The 22129-nt window shown below is 38.6% G+C and carries 23 protein-coding genes; 7 read left to right on the forward strand and 16 right to left on the reverse strand.

Translation table 11 applies throughout. The features are described from left to right. Positions 1-68: 68 nt before the first annotated feature. The 5 genes from AC1DM9_RS31005 to AC1DM9_RS31025 form a co-directional block, all read right to left on the reverse strand. A complete protein-coding gene (locus AC1DM9_RS31005) occupies positions 69-512 on the reverse strand; it encodes a cell wall hydrolase (RefSeq protein ID WP_076270629.1) in 444 nt (147 codons plus the stop codon). Positions 513-718: 206 nt separating this feature from the next. Then, a complete protein-coding gene (locus tag AC1DM9_RS31010; RefSeq protein WP_477512055.1) occupies positions 719-1315 on the reverse strand; it encodes a hypothetical protein in 597 nt (198 codons plus the stop codon). A 172-nt stretch (positions 1316-1487) separates the two neighbouring features. Next, positions 1488-2009: a hypothetical protein gene (locus tag AC1DM9_RS31015; RefSeq protein ID WP_477583907.1), complete on the reverse strand. Its 522-nt coding sequence runs from the start codon at positions 2007-2009 to the stop codon at positions 1488-1490. A gap of 618 nt (positions 2010-2627) precedes the next feature. Beyond that, the gene (locus AC1DM9_RS31020; protein WP_477512053.1) at positions 2628-3329 is read right to left on the reverse strand and encodes a class I SAM-dependent methyltransferase; all 702 of its coding nucleotides are present in this window, start codon (positions 3327-3329) and stop codon (positions 2628-2630) included. 512 nt (positions 3330-3841) lie between these two features. Further along, the gene (locus AC1DM9_RS31025) at positions 3842-5020 is read right to left on the reverse strand and encodes an MFS transporter (protein ID WP_477512052.1); all 1179 of its coding nucleotides are present in this window, start codon (positions 5018-5020) and stop codon (positions 3842-3844) included. 218 nt (positions 5021-5238) lie between these two features. Between AC1DM9_RS31025 and AC1DM9_RS31030 the strand changes: the two genes are divergently transcribed. Together AC1DM9_RS31030 and AC1DM9_RS31035 are read left to right on the forward strand one after the other, a co-directional pair. Continuing rightward, a complete protein-coding gene (locus AC1DM9_RS31030) occupies positions 5239-5622 on the forward strand; it encodes a MerR family transcriptional regulator (RefSeq protein WP_441911906.1) in 384 nt (127 codons plus the stop codon). 144 nt (positions 5623-5766) lie between these two features. Then, on the forward strand, positions 5767-6828 hold the full coding sequence (locus tag AC1DM9_RS31035) for an NAD(P)-dependent alcohol dehydrogenase (protein ID WP_477512051.1): 1062 nt from the start codon (positions 5767-5769) through the stop codon (positions 6826-6828). A gap of 205 nt (positions 6829-7033) precedes the next feature. Here AC1DM9_RS31035 and AC1DM9_RS31040 read toward each other — a convergent pair whose 3' ends face one another. Further along, positions 7034-7462 carry an NUDIX hydrolase gene (locus tag AC1DM9_RS31040; protein ID WP_430063174.1) on the reverse strand — a complete coding sequence of 143 codons (429 nt, stop codon included), beginning with the start codon at positions 7460-7462 and terminating at the stop codon, positions 7034-7036. Between the two features lie 180 nt (positions 7463-7642). Here AC1DM9_RS31040 and AC1DM9_RS31045 point away from each other — a divergent pair, with 180 nt between their 5' ends. Further along, positions 7643-9379, forward strand: a complete 1737-nt coding sequence (locus AC1DM9_RS31045; protein ID WP_477583910.1) for an Imm51 family immunity protein — start codon at positions 7643-7645, stop codon at positions 9377-9379. A gap of 234 nt (positions 9380-9613) precedes the next feature. On the opposite strand, the gene AC1DM9_RS31050 is transcribed toward AC1DM9_RS31045, so the two are convergent. From AC1DM9_RS31050 to AC1DM9_RS31065, 4 genes are all read right to left on the reverse strand, one after another. Then, complete coding sequence (locus AC1DM9_RS31050; protein WP_477512049.1) at positions 9614-10684, reverse strand: hypothetical protein; 1071 nt, start codon at positions 10682-10684, stop codon at positions 9614-9616. A 166-nt stretch (positions 10685-10850) separates the two neighbouring features. Further along, positions 10851-11735 (reverse strand): putative RNA methyltransferase, encoded by an 885-nt coding sequence (locus AC1DM9_RS31055; protein ID WP_477512048.1) that lies wholly within the window; start codon positions 11733-11735, stop codon positions 10851-10853. A gap of 332 nt (positions 11736-12067) precedes the next feature. Then, positions 12068-12625, reverse strand: coding sequence for a DUF4362 domain-containing protein (locus AC1DM9_RS31060; protein WP_477512047.1), 558 nt, complete (start codon positions 12623-12625; stop codon positions 12068-12070). A gap of 243 nt (positions 12626-12868) precedes the next feature. After that, on the reverse strand, positions 12869-13543 hold the full coding sequence (locus tag AC1DM9_RS31065) for a hypothetical protein (protein ID WP_441884512.1): 675 nt from the start codon (positions 13541-13543) through the stop codon (positions 12869-12871). Between the two features lie 397 nt (positions 13544-13940). Here AC1DM9_RS31065 and AC1DM9_RS31070 point away from each other — a divergent pair, with 397 nt between their 5' ends. Continuing rightward, complete coding sequence (locus tag AC1DM9_RS31070; protein WP_477512046.1) at positions 13941-14309, forward strand: DUF6713 family protein; 369 nt, start codon at positions 13941-13943, stop codon at positions 14307-14309. A 614-nt stretch (positions 14310-14923) separates the two neighbouring features. Here the strand turns inward: AC1DM9_RS31070 and AC1DM9_RS31075 are convergent. The 4 genes from AC1DM9_RS31075 to AC1DM9_RS31090 all read right to left on the reverse strand — a co-directional run bounded on the left by AC1DM9_RS31075 (position 14924) and on the right by AC1DM9_RS31090 (position 16885). Next, complete coding sequence (locus AC1DM9_RS31075) at positions 14924-15142, reverse strand: helix-turn-helix domain-containing protein (protein ID WP_430062057.1); 219 nt, start codon at positions 15140-15142, stop codon at positions 14924-14926. Between the two features lie 10 nt (positions 15143-15152). After that, complete coding sequence (locus AC1DM9_RS31080; RefSeq protein ID WP_477512045.1) at positions 15153-15635, reverse strand: DUF2975 domain-containing protein; 483 nt, start codon at positions 15633-15635, stop codon at positions 15153-15155. A 237-nt stretch (positions 15636-15872) separates the two neighbouring features. Further along, a complete protein-coding gene (locus AC1DM9_RS31085) occupies positions 15873-16169 on the reverse strand; it encodes a hypothetical protein (RefSeq protein WP_339208316.1) in 297 nt (98 codons plus the stop codon). A gap of 290 nt (positions 16170-16459) precedes the next feature. Then, positions 16460-16885 carry a GNAT family N-acetyltransferase gene (locus AC1DM9_RS31090; protein WP_477512044.1) on the reverse strand — a complete coding sequence of 142 codons (426 nt, stop codon included), beginning with the start codon at positions 16883-16885 and terminating at the stop codon, positions 16460-16462. 523 nt (positions 16886-17408) lie between these two features. Here AC1DM9_RS31090 and AC1DM9_RS31095 point away from each other — a divergent pair. After that, positions 17409-18188, forward strand: a complete 780-nt coding sequence (locus tag AC1DM9_RS31095) for an alpha/beta fold hydrolase (RefSeq protein WP_441884615.1) — start codon at positions 17409-17411, stop codon at positions 18186-18188. Positions 18189-18400: 212 nt separating this feature from the next. Further along, on the forward strand, positions 18401-18805 hold the full coding sequence (locus AC1DM9_RS31100) for a hypothetical protein (protein WP_441884505.1): 405 nt from the start codon (positions 18401-18403) through the stop codon (positions 18803-18805). 363 nt (positions 18806-19168) lie between these two features. Here the strand turns inward: AC1DM9_RS31100 and AC1DM9_RS31105 are convergent, their stop codons facing one another. Together AC1DM9_RS31105 and AC1DM9_RS31110 are read right to left on the reverse strand one after the other, a co-directional pair. After that, positions 19169-19738 carry a dihydrofolate reductase family protein gene (locus AC1DM9_RS31105; protein WP_441884503.1) on the reverse strand — a complete coding sequence of 190 codons (570 nt, stop codon included), beginning with the start codon at positions 19736-19738 and terminating at the stop codon, positions 19169-19171. Between the two features lie 161 nt (positions 19739-19899). Further along, complete coding sequence (locus AC1DM9_RS31110) at positions 19900-20688, reverse strand: hypothetical protein (RefSeq protein ID WP_477512042.1); 789 nt, start codon at positions 20686-20688, stop codon at positions 19900-19902. A 457-nt stretch (positions 20689-21145) separates the two neighbouring features. Between AC1DM9_RS31110 and AC1DM9_RS31115 the strand changes: the two genes are divergently transcribed. Further along, complete coding sequence (locus AC1DM9_RS31115; RefSeq protein WP_477512041.1) at positions 21146-22114, forward strand: copper amine oxidase N-terminal domain-containing protein; 969 nt, start codon at positions 21146-21148, stop codon at positions 22112-22114. The last annotated feature ends 15 nt before the right edge of the window (positions 22115-22129 follow it).

A 22129-nucleotide genomic window follows, 5' to 3' on the forward strand; every position in this document is an offset into this window, starting at 1 on the left:
TGTCAACCGACACATGGCTGTGACAAGTCAGGTTATGAGATACTAATGAGCTCTTTGCATTTATAAAATTAAAACGTATTATAGATATTTTCACATTCTTCTCCGGTCGGTTCATAAAAGCAGTGCTTCTTCCATCGTCCTGCGAGCGGCTGATTATACCAAGTTGGCGGACATGGACCGGGATTTTCGAACGATCCTGGACGGAAATACCATAAGGAGAATTTGGCTGGCCAATTCCGCTCCCCATTCACTGCCCGTTGCGCCAGACGGCGTTCCCTGTCTCTTGCATTTTGATAGTACAAACTATGTTGCAACGCTTCGAACGCATGCTCCTGGTTGATCATTTGAGGAATTGTCCGGATATCTTTAAAATCGGAGCAATTCCCTCTTATTCGGTTAATGCCAACATTTCCAACAAGCAGCATTCCCATTTCGCCTTCGGTCTCAGCTTCAGCTCGAAGCAACCTTGCCAACATGTTAATATCCTGTTGCCTTGCTTTTACGACTGCCATTGACTCACCTCTTTAGATTTCTAGACTCATCATATTGTAGGTGAAGCGAATGTGTTACTCTGGCATAAGAAAGAGCGATAATAAATTGCCCACCACACTCTTCTGCCCGTTAGTTTAATGAAATATTGGTTGCTTGTTAAGATCTACAGTCCACTAATTATAAAAAGGATTACGTCTATTTCCAAAAGGTCCAGCTTGGCTGACAATCACTTTCTTAACTGCAACCCATTCAGTAGACTGATGAATTGTTTTTTCGTCGATGCCTCTTTATCATGCTTCGAGAATTCCAATACATATATTATTTTTTCTTGAATAGGTATGACTGCGAAATAGACGTCATGTGTGCCGGTCAGGCCAGAGGCGGCCGTACCGTTATCCGTGTCGAGCGTATAGAGCTTGCCGCTTCCGATGGAAGTATCAATTACTTCTTCATCTGTAATTTCACTATGGTTCGGCTTATACATGTTAAAGCTGAAATCGACAGTATACGGGTACGTGACAACACTTCCGAGATTGATTCCATTCTCGTCGGTGAGGGATGCGCCAAAGTGGTCTTCCGTATTCAGGCTCCATCCCTTCGGCAGGGTCAATTCCAAATTGGAGATGCCGTTTTCGATCATTGAATTTGGTTGGCTTGATTTCGAATGTTCCCCAGAATCAATGGTGTTTTCGATATTCTGGTTTGGCGAAACAGATAAGTTGGTATGGTTATTCTTTGAGGCGATATCTTCCTGGTTATCAGAACAACCAGCAAGAACGAAAACCAGCAGTTGAACAACCAATAGCAGTTGCGTTTTTGTCATTCTTAGACTCCTTTTAGTTATTGAACTCAAACTAGAAGTAGAGATGGTGGATAAACAAATACATAATTTACATATTGGAAATATTCTGCCGTTAGTATGGATAAGGGTCGCCATGTAGTATCTCTTCTAAAATTGAACAATCGTTCTCCATTAGTACAACCCATTTTAATTCCTAAAATTCAATCGGTTTATTGTTTTTGTCAAAATACTGAATACCGCCAGTTCCTGTAGGAAATATAAAGCACTTCTGATTTGGTTCTTTTGTAAAGGTTCCTATTCTGGTTGTATAAGTGTTTATTTTATTTAAAATACTCTCATCGATGATAAATTCAACTAAGTATTTGTCAGAAAAACCTCCAATGAATCGCTGTGGAATCTTTGTCCCCTCTACATTCTCCCAATGTTTCGAAAATGTTCCATTACCTGATTGATCCAAGTAGAAACCTACCTCTGTATCGTTCTTATATGCAATTGCTGTGTACTCCTTGTACTTCACCAACTCAATTACGTTAATGTTATTGTCACTAATAAAGGCCTCAATAACTTTATCATCTGGTCTTACTGGTTGTGATATACATCCAATAATGAGGGTAGCAACAACTATCATTGTTAGAATTAATTTTATAGGAAACAGTTTACCCACCACCCAAATGATTTGCATTTGGCCTTTAATTTTTATCAACAATTGCATCACTCTTAGTTTAATAAAAATGAACAGGCTAACACTCACCTGCTCAACATTAAGTATGATTCAACTATCGTTCTCCGTCAGTAAAACAAGAATCCAACATTTTTTTATTCGAGCACTCCTTTCCAAAAAGACCGTTAAAACAAGAATTAACTCCCTGTACTAGAGATCATTGTTCCCGTAAATATAGACGCACATCGATAATAAAAGGTTCCTTTTTTTTAAAGTTCAATATTAAGTTGTACTGCCCTTTATTTGAGTAACAGCGGCTAATATTCTAAAAAAAGTGCCTTTAATTAATTGGTCAAAAAGCCGCTATAATGACCACCTGATAGTCGGGATAGCCAAATTTAGAAACCAGCATCTGTAGCTATAAGGTGTATGCTTTTAGTGTGTTTGGACTAAATCCCTTAATCTGCTTTTCGACTACATACAGTTTCCTTAATTCACCAAAATTCATAATAAAACTTCCCATTAGACCTAATAATTCTAGAGTTGCTTTTAATGAGAAGTTTTAATATAATTTGCGTTCCCCATTAGCACAATGATTCTCTTAAATCGAAGTTTGATCTATACTTCTCCCCAAAATATTTCAGTTTCATAATCGAATAGAACAAAACCATCCTAATTATTCCTATCAAATAGATTTCGCAGATCCGTCATCATCGGTTTGTAATTGGGATGCCCAGGTACAGGGCTGTAGGAAGATGATAGCAACCGGCCTCTCAAGCCCTCGAAATCAAACTCCTGGCTCATTCTGAATCGCACCTCATGCATCGTACCTTCCTTGAAAAAAGAGTGAAGCATCGACTGAGAAATGTTTTTATGATTAACTTTTACGTAGTCGGTTCCGTATGTATGGAGCAGTTGATCGTACTCTTCACGAAATGTAGTACCGCTTGTAAGACGGGAATTCCAGATTAGTATTACTCTCCCGCCCGGCTGTAGAATTCTACGAAACTCGGTTTGCGCTGCTAAGCGATCAAACCAGTGAAACGCTTGTGAGCAGACAATAAACTCAACCGACTGATCAGGTAATCCAGTAGATTCTGCAGAACCTGATATACTCTGAAAGTTCGGATTGCTTTCTAACATTTGCTCGGCGGCTACCCGCATTGCCTGATTCGGCTCGACCGCAATCACATAGCTTCCGCGTTCCAGAAGTAGTTTTGAAAAGATGCCTGTACCGGAACCGATGTCAGCTATTTTACTGTTCGAACGCAAACCGACGTAGTCGTACAAATAATCAACAGCCTCTTTCGGATAGCTCGGGCGATACTTCAAATATGAATCAACCCGGTTCGAAAAGCTTTCTTTACTGTTCATCTCACGTCACTCTCCTAGTATTTCTTACTTTCATTTAGTGAAGTGTATTTTTTAATTATTAAACTCTTGTGTCACTTCTCTTAAGTCGTTCCTAGGGCATTATATTTCATTTACTTTTATCCAAAAAGTGTAACTTGCGGTTTTCTAATTTCATGTTTTTGATTTGATCATTTCCATGCTAACCTCCCTATATGGAGAATCGCTTTTCTCTTAAATGCTCACGTTTTCTTAGATTTTGACCAAGTATTCTTCTTCTCAAATAGCATCTAGATGGAACGAAGTTGTGAATGAAGAAAATTATAGGGCTGGTAAAAGCACCAAAAGTCTCTACTTAGACCACCTTCCGTAAAAAATAGTTAATTCGGTAAAGTATGGTTGAACCTTTGAATCTCCACATATGCTCATGTTGATTATTTCTCCTAGTAAGCCATAGATGTAAAAAAAGAAATCAGCTTTCGAATGGTATTTTAAAAAAAAGAAATCGTCTGTTTATATATTTTTGAAAATCAGGATTAAATTTCTTCTATAGAAACTTGTTTTCTAGGACTAAATATGTTGTTTCTTAGCAAAATACACACCGCACCCAATATCAATGATAGTAATCCCCCTACTACAATGTATTGTGTACCGATAATTGATATAAATAATCCACCTACAGCTGTACCAATTGTTGTTCCTATATTAGCAGATGATAAAAATAATCCATTAGCGAAATCAGGAGCTTTGGGAGCTGCGGACGTGATCCAATATTGAGCGATATTACCTCCAATACCAGCTAATATTCCCCAAACCAAAGTAATGATAGCCATAGGTACAGTGAACTGTCCAAATGAGAATAACAAGATGTAAACTGCTCCTAATGTGAAAGGAAAAATTGCTACTGTTTTGATAGCATTTTTAGTAAGTAACTTCCCAGCCACAATGTTTCCAATAACATTTGCCCCACCGTATACTACTAACATTAAACTAATCGTTTTCCCTGAAATATTAGTAATGGTTTCAAGATACTCAGCAAGGTAACTGTAAACCCCAAATATTGCTGAATTTATAAAAACAACTGCGGCAATGGAAATCCAAGTAATGGAATTTTTTAATACGCTTAACTGTGATCCGTAAGTGAGTCTTTCCTTAACAGGCATAGATGGTACAAATAGCAATGTAGCAAGGAATGTTAAAGCATTAATGATAGCAAAGAATAACATGGCCATTTCAAACGAAGTTTCACTAGCTATAAAACTAGTAATTGGCACACCAAGTACCATACCTGCAGATACTCCCAACATTATTTTGGAAACAGCTTTTGGAGCTTTTTCATTGCTTACTGAGTTAGCAGCTACTGTCAATCCCATTGAACAATAAATGGGATGAAAAATAGCTGGAATCACACGAGCAATTAATGCAATTGTAAAGTTAGATGCAATTATCGAGACTAAGTTACCCAAAACAAACACACCAAGTACAAGTAACATTGCCTTTTTGCGATTTATTCCTGAAAACAATAGCGGCATACTTGGAGCAGAAATTGCAACCACAAGTGCAAAGAGACTCACAAACAATCCAGCTTTCGATACACTGACATCATAATAATCAGCAATCAAAGGCAATATACCAATAACACCCATTTCAGTATTCAAAATACCGAAAACTCCTACCGCCAATATAAATATAAGCAAATTACTTCGTTTATCCATAAAAAGCATCTCCAGCCTTCCTTGTATCTTTACTATTTTCTAAACAAAGCAACAATAACTCTTAAAGTCGACTTTAAGTCAAGCGATAATCTAAAATCACTAGAACAAGATGAGAAAGCGCTGTTGCATTAAAGTGTACTTTAAGGTCTATAATAAAACCTAACTGATGATCACATTAATAAGAGCAAAATAATTATAAGGATATATGGAGGATTCAAATGGAAATTCATATCAAAGAAGCAGCAGATAAGATAGGTTTGCCTGCACATACACTCCGTTATTATGAACAAGAAGGTCTTTTACCTTTTATAAAAAGGGATGAAAATGGAAATCGTATTTTTAACGAAGCAGATTTATTATGGTTAGAGCTTATTGTATGTTTACGAAAAACTGACATCCCTCTTTCAGAGTTACGTGCAATCGTGGAGTTAACAAAAGTAGGAGATAGCACAGCCTCGCAACGCAAACAGATATTTGAAAAGCATAAAGAAAAAATGATGGAGAAACAACGAGACTTGGATAACGCTTTTATCAAAATTGATTTGAAAATAGAATACTACGATGTATTAGAAAAGAAGTACTACAAAGAAAATCTTAAATAAGAACTTTTTTAATAATTTTCAAAAAGCCCTTGCCTTAAAGTCCACATTAAGGATTAAGCTAATCTTGCTATTAAAATAAGTTGATCCGAGTTACTTCTTCAATCAACTTATTATTTTACCAAAGAAAGGATTGTATTATCTATTATGTGTAATAATCATAAAAACATTTCTACAACACGTGTTCTAAGTGTCCCAAGTGCAAAAGCACCATTTGAAAAGATCATTATTGAGCGAAGAGATTTACGGCCAAACGATATCTTAATAGATATTAAGTTTAGTGGCATTTGCCACTCTGATATTCACAGTGCATTCGGTGAATGGGGTGGCGGAATATTTCCCATGGTTCCTGGTCATGAAATTGCCGGAGTCGTAAAAGCAGTAGGGACAGAAGTCACCAAGTTTGTTGTTGGTGACCGTGTTGGCGTTGGCTGCTTTGTTGATTCCTGCGGAGAATGCGAATATTGTCTCAGTGGAGAAGAGCAATATTGTACGAAGGGTGTAGTCAACACATATAACGGTCTAGACTATGATGGTAATCCAACATACGGAGGATATAGCCAAAAAATCGTTGTAAAGGAAGGGTTCGTTGTCCGTATCCCAGACGGTCTGAATATGGATGTGGCTTGTCCACTATTATGTGCCGGCATTACGACATTCTCTCCTTTAAAACACTGGAATACTGGCCCAGGTAAGAAGGTTGCCATTGTCGGAATGGGAGGTCTTGGCCACGTAGCAGTTCAATTTGCTCATGCCATGGGTGCTGAAGTATCAGTATTGAGTCGCTCTATTGATAAGAAAGAAGAAGCATTGAAATTTGGCGCAGATCATTACTTTGCTACAAGTGAACCTGCTACATTTAAAGAATTAGCGGGGCGTTTTGATTTGATCTTAAACACCGTGTCTGCAAATCTGGATGTTGATGCGTATTTATCACTACTGCGCGTTGATGGGACACTTGTAAATGTTGGTGCACCAGCCGAACCCGATAAGTATCATGTATTTTCCTTAATTATGGGTCGTCGCAGCATTTCAGGTTCACTTGTTGGTGGAATTCGTGAAACACAGGAAATGCTTGATTTCGCAGCTGAACACGGTATTTCCCCTATGATCGAAGTGATAAGTGCAGACCAAGTCGAAGAATCGTATGAGCGTGTTCTCAAAAATGATGTGCGGTATCGGTTCGTTATTGACATTTCTACTTTATAACTCGCAATGATCTTTTATATCCACTTAAACCGGACCTGATGAAAAGAAAAAAAGCCATCGTTTAGTTTGATCAAAACGATGGCTTTTTGCTATTTGATTACCAACTATAAGTCCTTTGTAACACCGTGTCATACTAAGATCGTTCTTTCAACGACCAATAAATCATACTTACCCGTTAGTTCCGACGGAAAAAACTTAAGACTCTCTAGCAATCCTTAAGCGGAATGGAAAATTCAACATAAAAAGGATGAAGTTCTTCATTCAAGCAAAGCTCAATTCTTTGCCTGAAATTTCCCCAACTCACCATCTCTAATGCTGTTTCGATTGGAAAAAATCCTACTTCTAAAGACTCAGCGGTAGTTGTTAATTCTCCTCCGACCGGTCTGCCTAAAAATAAAGTGTTACAAATACTACTACTTACATTTTGAAAAATACCACAAAACTTTGTCACTTCTATATCTATACCGCTCTCTTCCTTTGTTTCCCTTATCGCTGCATCTTTCAATGATTCACCTTCTTCAACCTGCCCTCCTGGCATTTCCCAACCTCGTTTAGGTCCTTTTATCAATAATATTTCGTTACGCTCATTAACTACAATTGTTGCCGCAGAAACTATATGTTTTGGAGCCACTATATCGTCCTCCCCTTTTTTAAAATAACAAAACTAGATTACCACTAATTTCCTATAGCTGTATACTGCCCTTTTGGGGCAGACCGACGCAGACTGCGTATTGACGCTAAACATTTCCATTCATAGCTTTCTCTCTGGTAAAATAGAGAAAATCATATTTTACTTAGGAGGCAGGCGGCAACGATGGAACAAGAGCTAAGCGCACAGATATTGCAGTGGCACGAGGATGACGAACACCAGCAGATCGTAGACACTCTGATGAAGATTCCTCCAGCGGACAGGGATTACGATATGATCAGCAGCATAGGTCGGGCTTATAACAATCTGAGTTTGTATAAAAAAGCACTGGAACAGTTTGCTATCATTGCTGAGCAGGGAAAAAATGATCCGTTGTGGTATTTTCGCGTAGGCTATTCCTACTATTATATGAAGCGGTATGAGGAAGCGGCAAGTGTGCTAAGCACCGCGCTAGAGCTGGATCCTAACGATCAGCATTCAGCCAGATTGTTAGACTGGAGCCATAGCAAATGGCAAAAACAACAAAAAGCTGAATCCCTGCGCACACTCAGCAAACAAATGAAAGACCAGGGAGCGATTCCTTTTGAAGGTATGGATCTCGACAGCTTCTGGGAAGACAGTAACTATGCTAGAGAACAATATGTCTCTGATCCGCCTACAGATGAGCTGATTTCTTCTGTAGAAGAAGAACTCGGCTATAAGCTACCGGCAGCCTACATCGCTCTTATGAAGCATCAGAACGGTGGCATTCCCCATAATACATCCTTTCCGACAGATGAAGCTACCTCTTGGGCTGAGGATCATATTGCTATAACAGGAATTATGGGGATCGGACGCGACAAAAGCTACTCTATCTGCGGTGATCTCGGCAGTCCATTCATGATTGAAGAATGGGGATATCCGGATATCGGTGTGGTAATTTGTGACTGCCCTTCGGCAGGGCACGATGTTGTGATGCTGGATTACCGTCGCTGTGGCAAGGACGGCGAACCAGAAGTCATTCATGTCGATCAGGAAGATGATTACGAGATCACATTTCTGGCACCCAACTTCGAGTCGTTTATCCGCGGTCTGGTGAATGATGAGGATTACGACACTACTGAAGAAGATAAAGAGAACGATCTGCGCAAAGTGGCTGAAGGAAAATTCTCTCCACTGCTCACGGAACTCTGCGGTCAGGCCTCTGATGTTGACGGGCTGGAGTCCAAAATACGCAGTGTCTGTACCCGGATCGTCCAGGAGAAGAACCATTTCTCATTTCATGCGGATGAGCGGTCTCATCTCATGTACGATGTCCAGTTCTGGCTATATACCAACGCTTACCCGACTACCAGCCGTCAGCAGTATCTGGATACCTATCAGCAAATGATCGCTTTCGGCGGTGAATTCGGCCAAGGAGGGTACGCTCCTGGCTTCATCAGCGATTGGCTGGATGGGCGAATCGCGGAAGGCCTTATCGTTGAGGAGAACAGGGTTCTCCGCTTCACGGACGAGGCACGCAGTGCGGTTATAGCAAAGCTTTCCGCGGAAGCAGAAGCTGCACAGTCATTGTCAGCTGAAGGAGAAACGAAGGATGTGGCCCCCTTTACCATCGTGAAACAAAATAATGGCGGCAAATCTGTCATTCTGACGGTCGGTAGCTATTTGGCCGAACTATTCGACACCCGGGCAGACGAGGGGTTCGAAGGCAACGGTTACGATTGGGCTTCATTGGCGGCGGTGTTCTTGAATGAGCGGATGCCGGAACTCGCGGAAACGATTCATTTTGACCCGGAAGCAGATATGTTCTGTGCCTACTCGAGTAATGGAGTCGCATTAGAACAGTTCGCATGGGCGTTCAAATTCGCTTGTGAGGATGAGGTGCTTATTTACGATCTATTCACTCGCGCAGAATTGGATTGAGCTAATCATTCGGACAATTCCAGTTATGAATTATCCAGTATTAAATCGCCATTTAGATCAACATCCTCGAAATTATCATTTTTCAAATGAATGATAGAGCTTTTAATACTAGCACCTAACTTCTAAATTTTTATAATTATTCATCTTATTTACTTTTAGCACTGTTAGGTCTACGATCAAGAAGCAGCCGATCGTTGTCATCGGCTGCCTCTTAATTTACTGCCATCCGACGAACTAAGCCTCGCAGATCTGTCTGTTAGCTGCTTTACATTCTTCTTCGATTAACTTATAGATCATTATTTTTTCATTATCAAAACCAATAAACTCTTTTGATTTATGATGATAGTTGTATGGATTTATTTTCTCGTCTTCGAACAGTAAACGTCCACTATTTATATCATATATTTTCATTCCTGTTTCCTTTAAACAAGAGAACAAATATGTATCCATAAAAATATTACCTGACGATATTGGAAACTCCTTAACTACATTTCCTGTCTCCAGATTAATCACTCTGAAAATCCACCCATGTCGCTCATCCTCATCAATGAAATCATAATTATTTCTACCTACTAATCCAATCTCGTTATCACTTACCCAGCATAATGGATCGTTCCAATCCTCTTTTCCACTCCAGAGATTTTTTTTGCTCGTTCCATCTTCCGATTCCCATCGATTTTCTATCCATTCAAGAATGCTCCAACCTGTCACACACCCCGCAGGGTGCCACACCCATCCATTATCAACAATCCATTTATTATCAGGTGAAACTACGAGTTGGCCATGAAAATAATCTAAATAATGTTCTGAATTACTTGATTTGCTTTCAGTTAATTCATATTCCGGATCATTTCTATCAGTTAGTACTTGATAATCGATTGGATTTGTAATATCCAGTCGATTCCATTTTGTACCATGAATTAATAAAAGTTGAGCATTATAATTGACAAATGCAACCGGAAAAATGGTTTGTTCATTATAATAATCATCACGATTAAATCGCATTATGGTCTTCATTGAAGTAATATCTATTACAATTCCCTGTCTACCAAAAGTATTAAATACAGCAATTAACTCAGCATTTGGCGAGACAAGTAGAGACACTTTCTCTTCAAATATTATTTCTTCATTATCAAAAATAAATAGCTCTTTAAACACATTCTCATTTGTATCCAACTCGATAATTTTTCTGGTAGTAGTAAGAATCAGAAATTTGTTATATTCATTAATTATTGGTTGTATGTCAATAATAAGTTCTTCATTTCCCTGTATTGTTTTTGTTTCAAACTGAAATGTTTTTGACATTGGGTCACCCTACTATAATTTATTTAAATTCAGCTAACGTCATATTTACGAACTTCGAGAACGTTCCATATATAACGTATTCGAGAATTTCATTAAACTGACCTGCCCATTAGCTTAATAAAATGAGCAGGCCACCGCAGCGCCTGCTCATCTATGCGTTATTCAACTAATATTTCTTACCAATCAACATTTTAAAGTCCATAGTGACTTTTTTCAGATTCATCTGTAACACTTTTTCTATGCGTTCCTTGGAAGTCCCCCAGGATAATGGCGTCATACCGAGCAATGGTTCGATTAAAGGTTCATTCAGGTTTACTTGATATTGAATGCTTTTAACATCCAATAACTTGAACTGTTCGTTGAAGTGGTTAATTGTATGTGAATTTGAATAAACCCGTTTATCTGACCCCTCGTAAAAGATTTCTCTTAATTCTTTTAGATAATCCTGTTCAGGGACGATTTTAATCACCAAACCATTATCACCAATCAATCTCTGAAATTCTGAGTAATTTGCCGGTGAAAGAATGTTTAAAATAAATTTAAATTGCTGATTTGCAAACGGACAGTTTGCAATGTCCGCCACACACCAAATAACATTTGAATATTCAGCTGCAGCAAAACTAATTCCCTCTTTTGAAATATCAATCCCTACAGCCAAAAGAGGGTTGAGTTTTTTCTTATTTATTTCTATTTGTATGTTATTTAAGTGAGAACCTTCTCCACAACCTGCATCCAGTATGCTTAAAGGTTCATCGCTCGGGAGTTGACTCATTATAATCTCACTTACCGCTGCATGTAAGGGATTAAATAAACCACTTCTGCTTATTACCCTTCTATACTCGAAGATTTTTTTATCATACTTAGTATTACTGGTTCCAGACAATAGGTTTATATATCCTTGCTTGGCTATATCAAAACAGTGCTGATTGCAACAAACTAAACTTTGTAAATGGATCATTTGCATCTGTTTTTTACATAATGGGCATATAAATATCTCCTGAGAGTTTTCAATTTTCTCAGCGCTCATCAACTTTTTACTTTTTTCGAACACAAAAAGCACCCTTCCATTCGTTTTAGGTGAATGAAAAAAGGTACAGTCAAATAAACCCTAGCTAGTTTGTATAAAAAAGCCGGGTTATGTGAGCTGCACCTTTCACTACCTTAAACGAATGAACTTGATGATCATGGTTTGAATCTCCCACATTTTAATATTTTAAAACACTTTTATATTAGCATAACTCGCTTGTATGAGAAACCTTAGTACTAACTGCCCGTTAACTTAGAAGAGGCAACCGATCGATGTGATCGGCTGCCTCTTTGTGATGATTGAACTATTGTTCTTATTAGAATTAAACGATCGAGCGACTCTAGAGTATATTGTTCTTATTGGCTGCCCTGCTCAGCTTCCGACTCTACGTTCGTAAACCAGAACGTATTACTGGTTTCAGAATCGCATCCGGTTAGCTTGTAATGGGAGCCTAACTCCTTGTCCTCCTCGAGCTCAATGCCTCGGCACAACGTGCTCGGACGACCTGCATTGCTCCCGAACCCGTCACGCGAGTTGTCGTACGTATACGTAATCACTTCAGCCCCGTCATAGACTAACTCATAGAAGATCGGGTCACCTTCAATCGTATACTGCGTAATACGCACTTGATCCGGCACGCCAACATCTAGATTCGCAAGAAACAGCTTCCACTTGTCGAGATTGTACATTTTCCCGTGAACGTTCACGATATCGCCGTTCTCCGCTGCTTGGTCGGCATCATAAGGGTTAGACACAGCGGGAAACGCTTCCGGCTTCGCTAACGGCGTAAACGTCTCCCCCGGTGCAGGAGCAGTAGTAGGATTAGTCATATTGTCACTAGGTCTGCCCGACTTCTCACTGCAGCCCGATAGCAGCACTAATACTGCCGCTAATGTTAACACCCATTTAATCATGAATTATCACCTCACATTTAAGAACGTTATATCGAGTACGATTGTTTCAGTCGTACATGCGCTTTTGTTTCTGCAGCTGCCGTCGTGTTTTATTGAGCTATCACGTCCCGTTAACGTAATGATTTACTGCCATCCGACGAATTACTCTCGTAAGTGTCCTCATGAATCCGTTAACTCGAAATGCCTCTGCTGACTGAGGATCGGTGAAAACGATCTTTTGCGTGAACATATATGAAATCCATTTTACGTAGCTCTAACCGAATACCAATTCTTATTCAGTTTTTTCACTTCCATAAAGTTTCCGCCAAAAAGCATTTCATCAGGGGCGCTATCATTAGCGGTATAAATAAATCCAGCCATATTACCTAATATTCCACGATAGGAAAAAAAAAGAATTTGAGCACTCTGTCCGTATCCATGAACCACGATCTCACCACCGCCTTTGGAAAGTTTCTTATATTCCTCTGGCAAACGAATCAATATTTCATTATCAGATACATTCGGTTTCAGTGTGCCATCCAATACCATTCGAACTACATCTTCTCTTTCTTCCTTATTGAAGCGATAATCTAAATCTAAAACTATTGAGGTAAAAGGAACAATTAACATCAAAATAAAAATAAATAGATTCAACAAAAAAGGTATTCCTCTTCTTGCCCTATTGAAGGATTTACTTACGACAAAATACACAAAAACAATCAGTGAACAAATCAAGAAAATAATATAACCCAGTATCTCAATAAATGGCGCAAAAAAGGAAGTGAGGATATCAGCTAAAGTAAAGCGATAGATATTCAGAAGCAATATTATCATTGATCCAATTATTGCAATCGAAAGCATGAAATAGAATATGATTTTCGATTGATTATTCTTAATTCGCTTTATTTCATCCTCTATGAGATTTAATTCATCCTCCATGAGACACCTCCATAACAAAAGTTTTTAAGTGAATTTCCTAGATCGTCTTATTTACGAACTTCACGAAATTTCCATATTTATGGTATTCGTTACGCGAACTAAATAATCCTGTTCGTTCAATGAAACGCTAACACAAGAAATTGTTTCACCATTATTATACATTTAATTAAAAAATGGCATCAAATTCAAGCGTCGTTTTTATCGTGTTGATCAATTTTTCACTATCATTTTGAATGCTTTTTTTCATGTTCATTTAAATTTTCTACATTACTCTGACAGATATAGCTTTACTTGTTACATTTCGAACAGTTTTACGTATTAACCAAGGGAAATATTTAAATGTGTTTGTTTATTACGCTATAGTAAACGTTTGATATAAAATTTTTGGAGGTTTGATATGCCAGATTTGTTGTTGTTGCTATTCTTGTTTAACTTATCCTTATTTCTCCTGCACGAAATGGATGCAATTCGACGATCGGAATGGAAACTATTTTTTGTTCTACAAGATATGGATGATGCAAAAGCCTATAAAGTGTTCACCCTTATCCATCTCCCCCTGTACACCATCATACTCGCTTTACTTTTTAGCCAATATCAGACGATTACGTTTTGGGTGATAGACATCTTTCTCATGATCCATGCGATCCTGCACTTATTTTTCGAAAAGCACTCCCGCAACGAATTTAAAAATACATTCTCTCGTTTAATCATCTATCCGATGGGAATTCTTGCTGCTATTCATTTATTATTAATTGCGAATCCTTAATTTCTCACTTAGGTCTTAGCGATTGTACAAGGAAGGTATCTCCGGTATCGGTCCTCTCATATAGCTTGCATCTGGCTTATGTAATGGGAGGAACAGCTATGGCTTTTTTTGAAATGTAATAAATTGACCCAGTAGCAATTATTCCGTATAATTACTCACTGCCCCAGTATCCAAGCAGCTTTTTCATTGCTCAAACCTGCCCGTTAGCTTAATAAAAAGAGCAGGATACCGTAGTACCTACTCATCAATGTCTATTATTCAACTATCGTTTCCCGTTTGATTAACGCCAGGATTTGTAAGCCCTCTTTTCCCATTAACCTATTTGATTGTAACTTTCGCCTAGGTTTTTAGCAAAATTATGCAATGTAATACCGCCGATAATTGCCAAGAACACAAGAATACCAACAAAAAGTAAAATTCGTTTTTTCATTCTATTATTAGCTCACCTCGTTTATTAATCCTGAATATGTAATAATTTAGACTCTATCTGCGATAAAAGGTTACGCTATCCTGCCCTTCAGCTTAACGAGAAAGGAGCAGTTGCCATCGACTAACTGCTCTATGGTCCGTTCAACTTTCGTTCCCTGTTAGTTAAATAAATTTGTTGTCTGTTTTTATTGATTGTCTTCGTCGCTTTTGTACTCCAAAATATCACCTGGCTGACAATCCAAGGTTTTACATATCGCTTCTAATGTTGATAAACGAACCGCTTTTGCTTTCCCATTTTTAAGAATGGAAAGATTCGCCATAGTAATTCCAACCCTCTCCGAAAGCTCCGTTACGCTCATTTTTCGTTTTGCTAACATCACATCAATATTAATAATAATTGCCATATGCTCCACCTCAGACCGTTAAATCATTTTCTGATTTTATATTAATAGCTTCTTGTAAAAGTCTTTGGAGAACAGCAGCAAAAACGGCGATCACCATAGAGGCGAAAATAATGACCAATCCCATTGGTATGAAACTTGGATGGTCAACTCTCTTCCCCATGAGATAATAAAGTGGCATACCTAGCAGGTACAAGGTACTGATTGTGATGGCACAGTATTTTATATTCTTTAAAGCTTTTACCGATAATTCCGAGAACGCCTGGTTCTTATCAATATAGCTTAAAAGTTTAAAAGCTTGATACAAAGCAAAATAAAAAGGAATCGCCGCTGCGTACATATCGATTAAGACGAGAGATTTCATATAAGCCTTTTCTGGATACAATTCTCCAGCAAAATTCCCAATCTTAGGCACTAAAAATATGTACATAGCAAGAATTGGGATTCCAATAAGAATAACAGCTATCTTCAAAAAGAGTGTTTTTCCTCGTTTCATAAACTGCACCTCACTTGTTTAATGTAAGTTTTTACTTTACCACAAATTTTATCGTTTTACGATAAAATAATATCGTTTTGTATAAAAATAAAAAGCATTTCTCATTACAAAGAAATGCTCTTACTTTAAAATGTTAAATTTGCAACTTGTTCAACAAAACCGCCCGTTAGCTTAATGAAGGGCTTCCGCTTGGAAGCCCTTTGGATGTTCAACTATCGTTCCCCGTTAGCTCAACGTTTAATTGTATTCCCCTTTAAATGGCTTTTTAAAATCCCGTATTTGTTTGTTATTTTGATCGTATTCAGCCCAATAGAACACATCTCTAAAATCTATTTTTGCAATGTTGAGATATTTTTGAAGCTGTTCAATACTTCCTTCAGATAAAAACAAAATTGATCTAATTAATCTCAATATAAACTCTTCTTCGGTGTGGAAAAAACTTTGATTAGTTAATAGGTCTTCAACAAAATCGTATTGATCCTTATATTCCTGCTGTATTTTTTCAATAATATCCAAAGGAAGAATTAAACTCATATTTCAACTCCGAGCTTAATGGATTTTTGAAATTAATGGTACTACCGCAGTTTCTCATAACGTCTTATTTGCGATGACCGTAAATTTCCCATATCTGAGGTATTCGTGAAGAGATCAAACTATTAGCTAGAATAGTTTAACAAAGAAAGGGAGCAGCTGCCGCAGCAAACTACTCCATGTTTGTTCAACTATCGTTCCCAGTTAGTTAAATATTAATTTGCCGAATAAATCATTCCCTCCTATTAAAACTTTGCTGTCGATTCAATAAAAGTTAGTGAGAGTTTATGCCGTCATTTGTCTAACATTTTTGAAAAGTACTTAGGAGCCTCCTTAAAACCTTGTCTCTCATAAAATTTATGAGCATCTATTCTTCTGGAATGACAATGAACTTGGATACTGTCACATCCCCTTTTTCTGGCAGAGGCAGAGGCAAATCCCTCTAATTCCTTTCCAATTCCTTTACTTCTAATTGAGGAGTCCACAACAAGATAACTAATTGATGCGATATCTCCTCTATTTCCTAATTGCGGGATATAATGAATGGAAATACAGGCAATAACACGTCCTTCATCTTCATAAACCATTAATTCTTCGTTGGGGTCAGTAAGAAGTCTTTCCATGTTCTCTTTAATAAAAAATTCGGTTTCCGGGTAGCCTAATTGCGTCAATAGTTTTGCTATATCTTTCCTATCCTCCAATTTTGCAACTCTTATCATAAATTTCATCTCCACTCATCTAACACTTTATAGGGTGTCGCTCGACATAAATCATAATTTGGTTTTGATATGCTTAAATAACTATCGGCAACTGTAACCCTTCACCATAAGCATGGCATTATATTAGCGAAATTACTAGAACCACGGTGTGACTATTTCAATGCAGGTGTGGCTTATTGTTGCTAAACCATAACTTATAAAAAATGCCAACTAGCGCTTTTACGCAATTTATTTAATAAGAAAATCCATAACAAGGACCGTCTGCTTTCTTGTTTTTATTGAGTTAAACTGCCCATTAGCTTAACAAAAAATGGGAGCAGCCGCCACAGCAAACTGCTCATAGGTATGTTCAACCATCGTGTCCCGTTAGCTCAATGATCTGAAGAAATTGTTTTACTCAAGTTATTCCTCAGAAATCTCTACGTACGATCTAAACCTAATTTGACGCCGAAATTGGGCATTCACCTTGCCTAGGGCGAATATCTTAATGGGGAAGTACTTTTATAAAATTGAGGTGATACACTTGGGATACTTCGTTACTGTGGAACCGGGCGTAAAAATATTTATCGAGGACATCAATCCGAAGGGAAATAAAACGATACTTTTTATTCATGGATGGCCGCTAAACCATAACCAGTTCGAATATCAGTTCAATTACCTTCCGAAGCTCGGATATCGTTGTATTGGAATGGACTGGAGAGGATACGGCAATTCGGATAAACCATTCGACGGTTACGGTTTCAATAGATTAGCAGATGATCTTCGTATGGTCATCGAAGCGTTACAATTAAAAAACATAATATTAGCAGGACACTCTACCGGAGGCGCGATCTCGATTCGTTATATGGCTCGTTACAAAGGGTACGGGGTATCTAAACTCGTCCTGATCGACGCTGCGTCTCCATCAAGCGTTCCCAAAGAATTTACGAATAAAATCATCGAAGAAACAAACAATGACCGTCCGAAAATGCTGCAAAACCAAACGGAGATTTTTTTCTTTCAGTACATTTCTGAACCAAAATCCGAATGGTTCTTTCTAATGGGTTTACAAGCTGCGAATTGGTCGACTTCCGCTATTATGGTCACGCTAAGAGACGAGAATGTTTACAACGATCTTGGACAGATCGATGTGCCCACATTAATTATTCATGGAATTCATGATAAAGTCGTTCCGTTTTCCCAAGCTCAGGAAACAAATAAGCTGATTAAAAATTCGCAATTAGTTTCATTCCAATACAGCGGCCATTGCCCTTTTTTGGAGGAGCGTGATAGATTCAACCAACTATTATCTTCTTTTGCATAATGCACATTCTATCTAGGGGTTCCAGCGTTTCATTAGTCGAAAAGTCATTAAGTGCTTGATATGTTTGTTTTTCATCCATTAATTAAGTTCACTTCCCCTTTTATTACCAGTAGCTGTCTTCACTTGCTTAGTGACTAAAAAAACCCCCTTCTAACGAAAAGTATTATATAAAACCAGAATGGTAACAGCATGTTGCTAGGAGGGAAAAATTTATGACTAACCAACTCACTGAATGTATTAATCACTCAGCTCAAAATAATCCCAATATAACTTCTATTATGGCCGAAATGATCGCAACTATGGAGAATGACGCAAAACTCAAAAAAGAAATTCTTTTTAAAGTTGATGAAATCAGTATGGAGATTTTCAGAAAAGATAAACTTTGTTATGACGTAGTGAATGCTACTCGTAATAACGGTGATTATTACAAAGCTATGATGTTATGGAAACAATTTAGAAATGAAGTAGAGATTGCCCTAGGAGATTTGTATAAGCGAATTCAATGGACAAGGTACCCTGACGAGTGGAGTGAGACATATGAGCTCCTAAAGCGTCGAGCAGCTTTACATGATGATGAGGTGGAACGATTAGAGCGGCAAGAGTTATTGAGCGTCTAATCAGTTCTATAAATTGGAACAGTCATCTCTTATCACACTCAATTCGAGCTCGACCCCGGGTAGTCTTGCGCTCGGGCTACATGTTTGAATTTTGCGATGTCAACACCAACAATTAAAGTAGAAGAAGTGATTTGATTAATGCGTTCATTTATCTTGTAGTCTCCTTGGTTTGATTTGAATCCGGTGGCTGACGAGCAACTTGGACCCAATAACATCATACCAAGGAGTCTTTTTGTTACTCAAACCTCGTATTTCTTCATAATAGGAATGCTGCCCGTTAGCGTAATGACGAAGGGCTGCCACGCGGCAGCCCTTTAGTTTTCAACTATCGTTACCGTTAGTGGAAAATCTTGTACGGCACGGCTATTTCTCCAACACATAGCGGGCTGCGATAATACCTGACTGGAGCGTTCGGCTGGACAGCAGCTTGAGCCTGATTTTCTCACCGCCGCCGTGGAATGCCGATTTTCCGCCGCCCAAGATGACTGGACAAATCGTCAGCAGGAATTCGTCGATCAGGCCGAGCTCAAGCAACGTCTTCGCCGCCCCCGGACTGCCGAAGATAACGAGATTTTTGCCTGGCTGCTCCTTGAGCGCCTTGATTTCATCTGCAATATTGTCCTTGATCAGTACCGTATTGTTCCATTCGACAATGTCCATCGAGCCAGAAATGACGATCTTCTTCACATCCTGCAGCCATTTGGCATGCTCCATATCGTGCCTCGACGCATCCGGATTGTCCAGCATCGCGGGCCAGTAGCTCTCCATCATCCGATACGTCGTTCGTCCGTATACCGGTGAGCCGACTTCGGCTACGACTTCCTCGGCGTATTTCTCTAATTCCTCGTTGTACGGAATCCAATCTAGTCCTCCGTTCGAATCCGACGCATACCCGTCCAGCGATACATGCATAAACAATACGAGTTTTCTCATGTTTGCTTCTCCTCCGATTTCTAATTTAGTAATTCGATTATTTGGCAGTAGGCCGTGTTTCGTCCTTCTCTTACGTTTACTATAAATCATTACGTTACGTAAGGGTCAAGTGGAAATCTGAAGACAAAATTATTGCGTATCTGTTCGTTAGCTTAACCAATTTACGGATTCACCAAGACTCTAACATCGAAAGCTGAAAGAGACTTTAGACCAATTTTATTTAGATATGATAGACGCAATTCCAGATCATTAATCAATTCGCAATAATTATCTAATACTTGTTTGTCGAGGCAATTACGTAATTTCTGGACAACTAATAGTGATTCTGAGATCGGCATTCTCAACACATCTGAAAGGGAACTCCCCATAACCAAGCGTTCCTGTTCCAACAAGCTTTCGGTACAATTTGGACACTTTCCATGTTCGGAGAATAATTTTATTGCCCAAAGGTTTCCTTTACTAGTTGTTCCTGTATCACGCATATGTTTCAAATCGAAAACGCACCCACGATAATAGTTTTTATGTTCCCTTTTCTTGTAAACGTATGTTACAGGTTCCTTATCATATCCATAAAGTAAAATATCGATAAATTGCTCATCTTGCTCAACAAGTGGGCTTTCAACGTCAATCCCGATCATTTTAGCCAGTTCTCTAATCTTTACAACAGGTCCGCAGTTAGTCCCCGCCCATAAAAGCACAGCTCCTTTTTTAAGCGAGAGTTCAGTTGCGACCATACGACTTGAATCAATATCACCAAGGACAGTACCTGTACCGTTACATGTAGTGCATGTTGGAGTGCTTTCTGGTAAAGACCAAATGCCATTTTTCTCTCTGGCCTCACCAATATTCGCATACAATGACGAAAGATGTTCTAAGACTCCGGTAATTGTACTAACAAGAGACCCTGGTCTTTTGGCGTTAAACTTTCTATGGGAAAGTCCAAATTCCAATTAAAAACACCCCTTTGGCTGTTTGCTCAATACTCTTAAATTATACCGACCACTTGTTATTATGTAAATATTTACCTCTAAACTATCATGCCCGTTAGTTCAATGAAAGACTGAATAATTAAAGGCATCCAACAATACTATTGAACCTGATTAACTAAATTCTAAAAAAAATCGGTGATAACGTTCTCTCCGACGCTCTCCGCGGAGCTGAGCATAAACTTGCGTGGTCGATGCTTTTTCATGCTGAGATCGTGAATCGACCGACAGCCCAAAGTATGTAAAACGATTGATGAGCTTAAGCTGCAATTGGGTTAGCCTCTTTATTTGAGGGAATTCGAAAGAACATTGAATACTTGGGTCACATTTCGACAAAATAACTATTTTTTTATTGACAGAGTTCCAAATGATAGTAATATAGTAAATAGTGGAAATAAAAACTAGTTCTGGAGGCGTTTTTTTGAAGAGATTGTCGATTACTGCTATGATTTGCGTTTTATTGTTCAGTATAGGTGTTATTCCTGTATCAGCAGCCAATAAAGGAGCTTATATTTTTGTAGATGGAGTCCCGCTCAAATCTAAATCAGTAAGCAAGAATGGAGTTTCCTTCGTTCCTTTCAGAGAATTATTTGGAAATTTGAAAATGGAAATCGGTTATGATGCAAAACTTAAACAAGTTACGGGCAAAAAGGATGATTTAAAGATTACATTTACGATTGGCAACAAAACAGCAGTTGTGAACGGCCAGAAGAAAGCATTGCAAGCAGAACCCTTTACGCAAAATGGTAACACTTACATCCCAATTAGAATCGTTGGGGAAGCAACAGGTAACTCCGTTTATTGGTCTGCAGAAGCAAATGTGATTCAAGTTAATAGTCCATCCTTTAAAGGGGCCTCTTACACGATCGACGGTATCCCGATATTTTTCAGTGCTGATGGAGTGATATCGTTTGGTCCCGCTGCAACCAACGCCCTGAATACCCAAAAAGAGTTAGCCGAGATCGATTCCATTACCAAGACAATTGCAAATTTCCCTGAATTCCGTGTTGTTGGTGCGCCACCAACAGAGAAGGAATCCAAACTACCAGGGTATAAAGGATATCCGGATTATTTTGACGCCAATTATGTAGCTGCAGCAGAGAATAAAGAAGCATTGCCACCACTGATGAGCAAGGGATGGATTTCATTATCTATGCTGTCTGAAATCGAAGGCGTAAGCAAACTTGGCAATAGCAATGCCAACATCATTACGATAGGCAAATATGTCGGCTTCGAAATCGTCAGAGTGGATATTAATTTGACAGCGGAATACAAAAAGGCGACGGATGGCGACTTTACTTTAAGTGACATTCGTATTAAGAAATACAAAGGAACCATGTATCTGAACATTGAAGATTTAATAACAACTGGACTCATAGAATCTAATTAACACTCATTTTTTTCA

This window comes from Paenibacillus sp. 01T431 (genome assembly GCF_056398625.1).

What these genes read in the sequence shown, in the direction of transcription:
- AC1DM9_RS31080 (WP_477512045.1), bottom strand. Translation starts at nt 15,635, where the DNA reads ATGAAACGAGGAAAAACACTCTTTTTGAAGATAGCTGTTATTCTTATT.
- AC1DM9_RS31025 (WP_477512052.1), bottom strand. Translation starts at nt 5,020, where the DNA reads ATGGATAAACGAAGTAATTTGCTTATATTTATATTGGCGGTAGGAGTT.
- AC1DM9_RS31035 (WP_477512051.1), top strand. Translation starts at nt 5,767, where the DNA reads ATGTGTAATAATCATAAAAACATTTCTACAACACGTGTTCTAAGTGTC.
- AC1DM9_RS31105 (WP_441884503.1), bottom strand. Translation starts at nt 19,738, where the DNA reads ATGAGAAAACTCGTATTGTTTATGCATGTATCGCTGGACGGGTATGCG.
- AC1DM9_RS31090 (WP_477512044.1), bottom strand. Translation starts at nt 16,885, where the DNA reads ATGATAAGAGTTGCAAAATTGGAGGATAGGAAAGATATAGCAAAACTA.
- AC1DM9_RS31050 (WP_477512049.1), bottom strand. Translation starts at nt 10,684, where the DNA reads ATGTCAAAAACATTTCAGTTTGAAACAAAAACAATACAGGGAAATGAA.
- AC1DM9_RS31045 (WP_477583910.1), top strand. Translation starts at nt 7,643, where the DNA reads ATGGAACAAGAGCTAAGCGCACAGATATTGCAGTGGCACGAGGATGAC.
- AC1DM9_RS31010 (WP_477512055.1), bottom strand. Translation starts at nt 1,315, where the DNA reads ATGACAAAAACGCAACTGCTATTGGTTGTTCAACTGCTGGTTTTCGTT.
- AC1DM9_RS31020 (WP_477512053.1), bottom strand. Translation starts at nt 3,329, where the DNA reads ATGAACAGTAAAGAAAGCTTTTCGAACCGGGTTGATTCATATTTGAAG.
- AC1DM9_RS31005 (WP_076270629.1), bottom strand. Translation starts at nt 512, where the DNA reads ATGGCAGTCGTAAAAGCAAGGCAACAGGATATTAACATGTTGGCAAGG.
- AC1DM9_RS31100 (WP_441884505.1), top strand. Translation starts at nt 18,401, where the DNA reads ATGACTAACCAACTCACTGAATGTATTAATCACTCAGCTCAAAATAAT.
- AC1DM9_RS31065 (WP_441884512.1), bottom strand. Translation starts at nt 13,543, where the DNA reads ATGGAGGATGAATTAAATCTCATAGAGGATGAAATAAAGCGAATTAAG.
- AC1DM9_RS31085 (WP_339208316.1), bottom strand. Translation starts at nt 16,169, where the DNA reads ATGAGTTTAATTCTTCCTTTGGATATTATTGAAAAAATACAGCAGGAA.
- AC1DM9_RS31075 (WP_430062057.1), bottom strand. Translation starts at nt 15,142, where the DNA reads ATGGCAATTATTATTAATATTGATGTGATGTTAGCAAAACGAAAAATG.
- AC1DM9_RS31070 (WP_477512046.1), top strand. Translation starts at nt 13,941, where the DNA reads ATGCCAGATTTGTTGTTGTTGCTATTCTTGTTTAACTTATCCTTATTT.
- AC1DM9_RS31060 (WP_477512047.1), bottom strand. Translation starts at nt 12,625, where the DNA reads ATGATTAAATGGGTGTTAACATTAGCGGCAGTATTAGTGCTGCTATCG.
- AC1DM9_RS31030 (WP_441911906.1), top strand. Translation starts at nt 5,239, where the DNA reads ATGGAAATTCATATCAAAGAAGCAGCAGATAAGATAGGTTTGCCTGCA.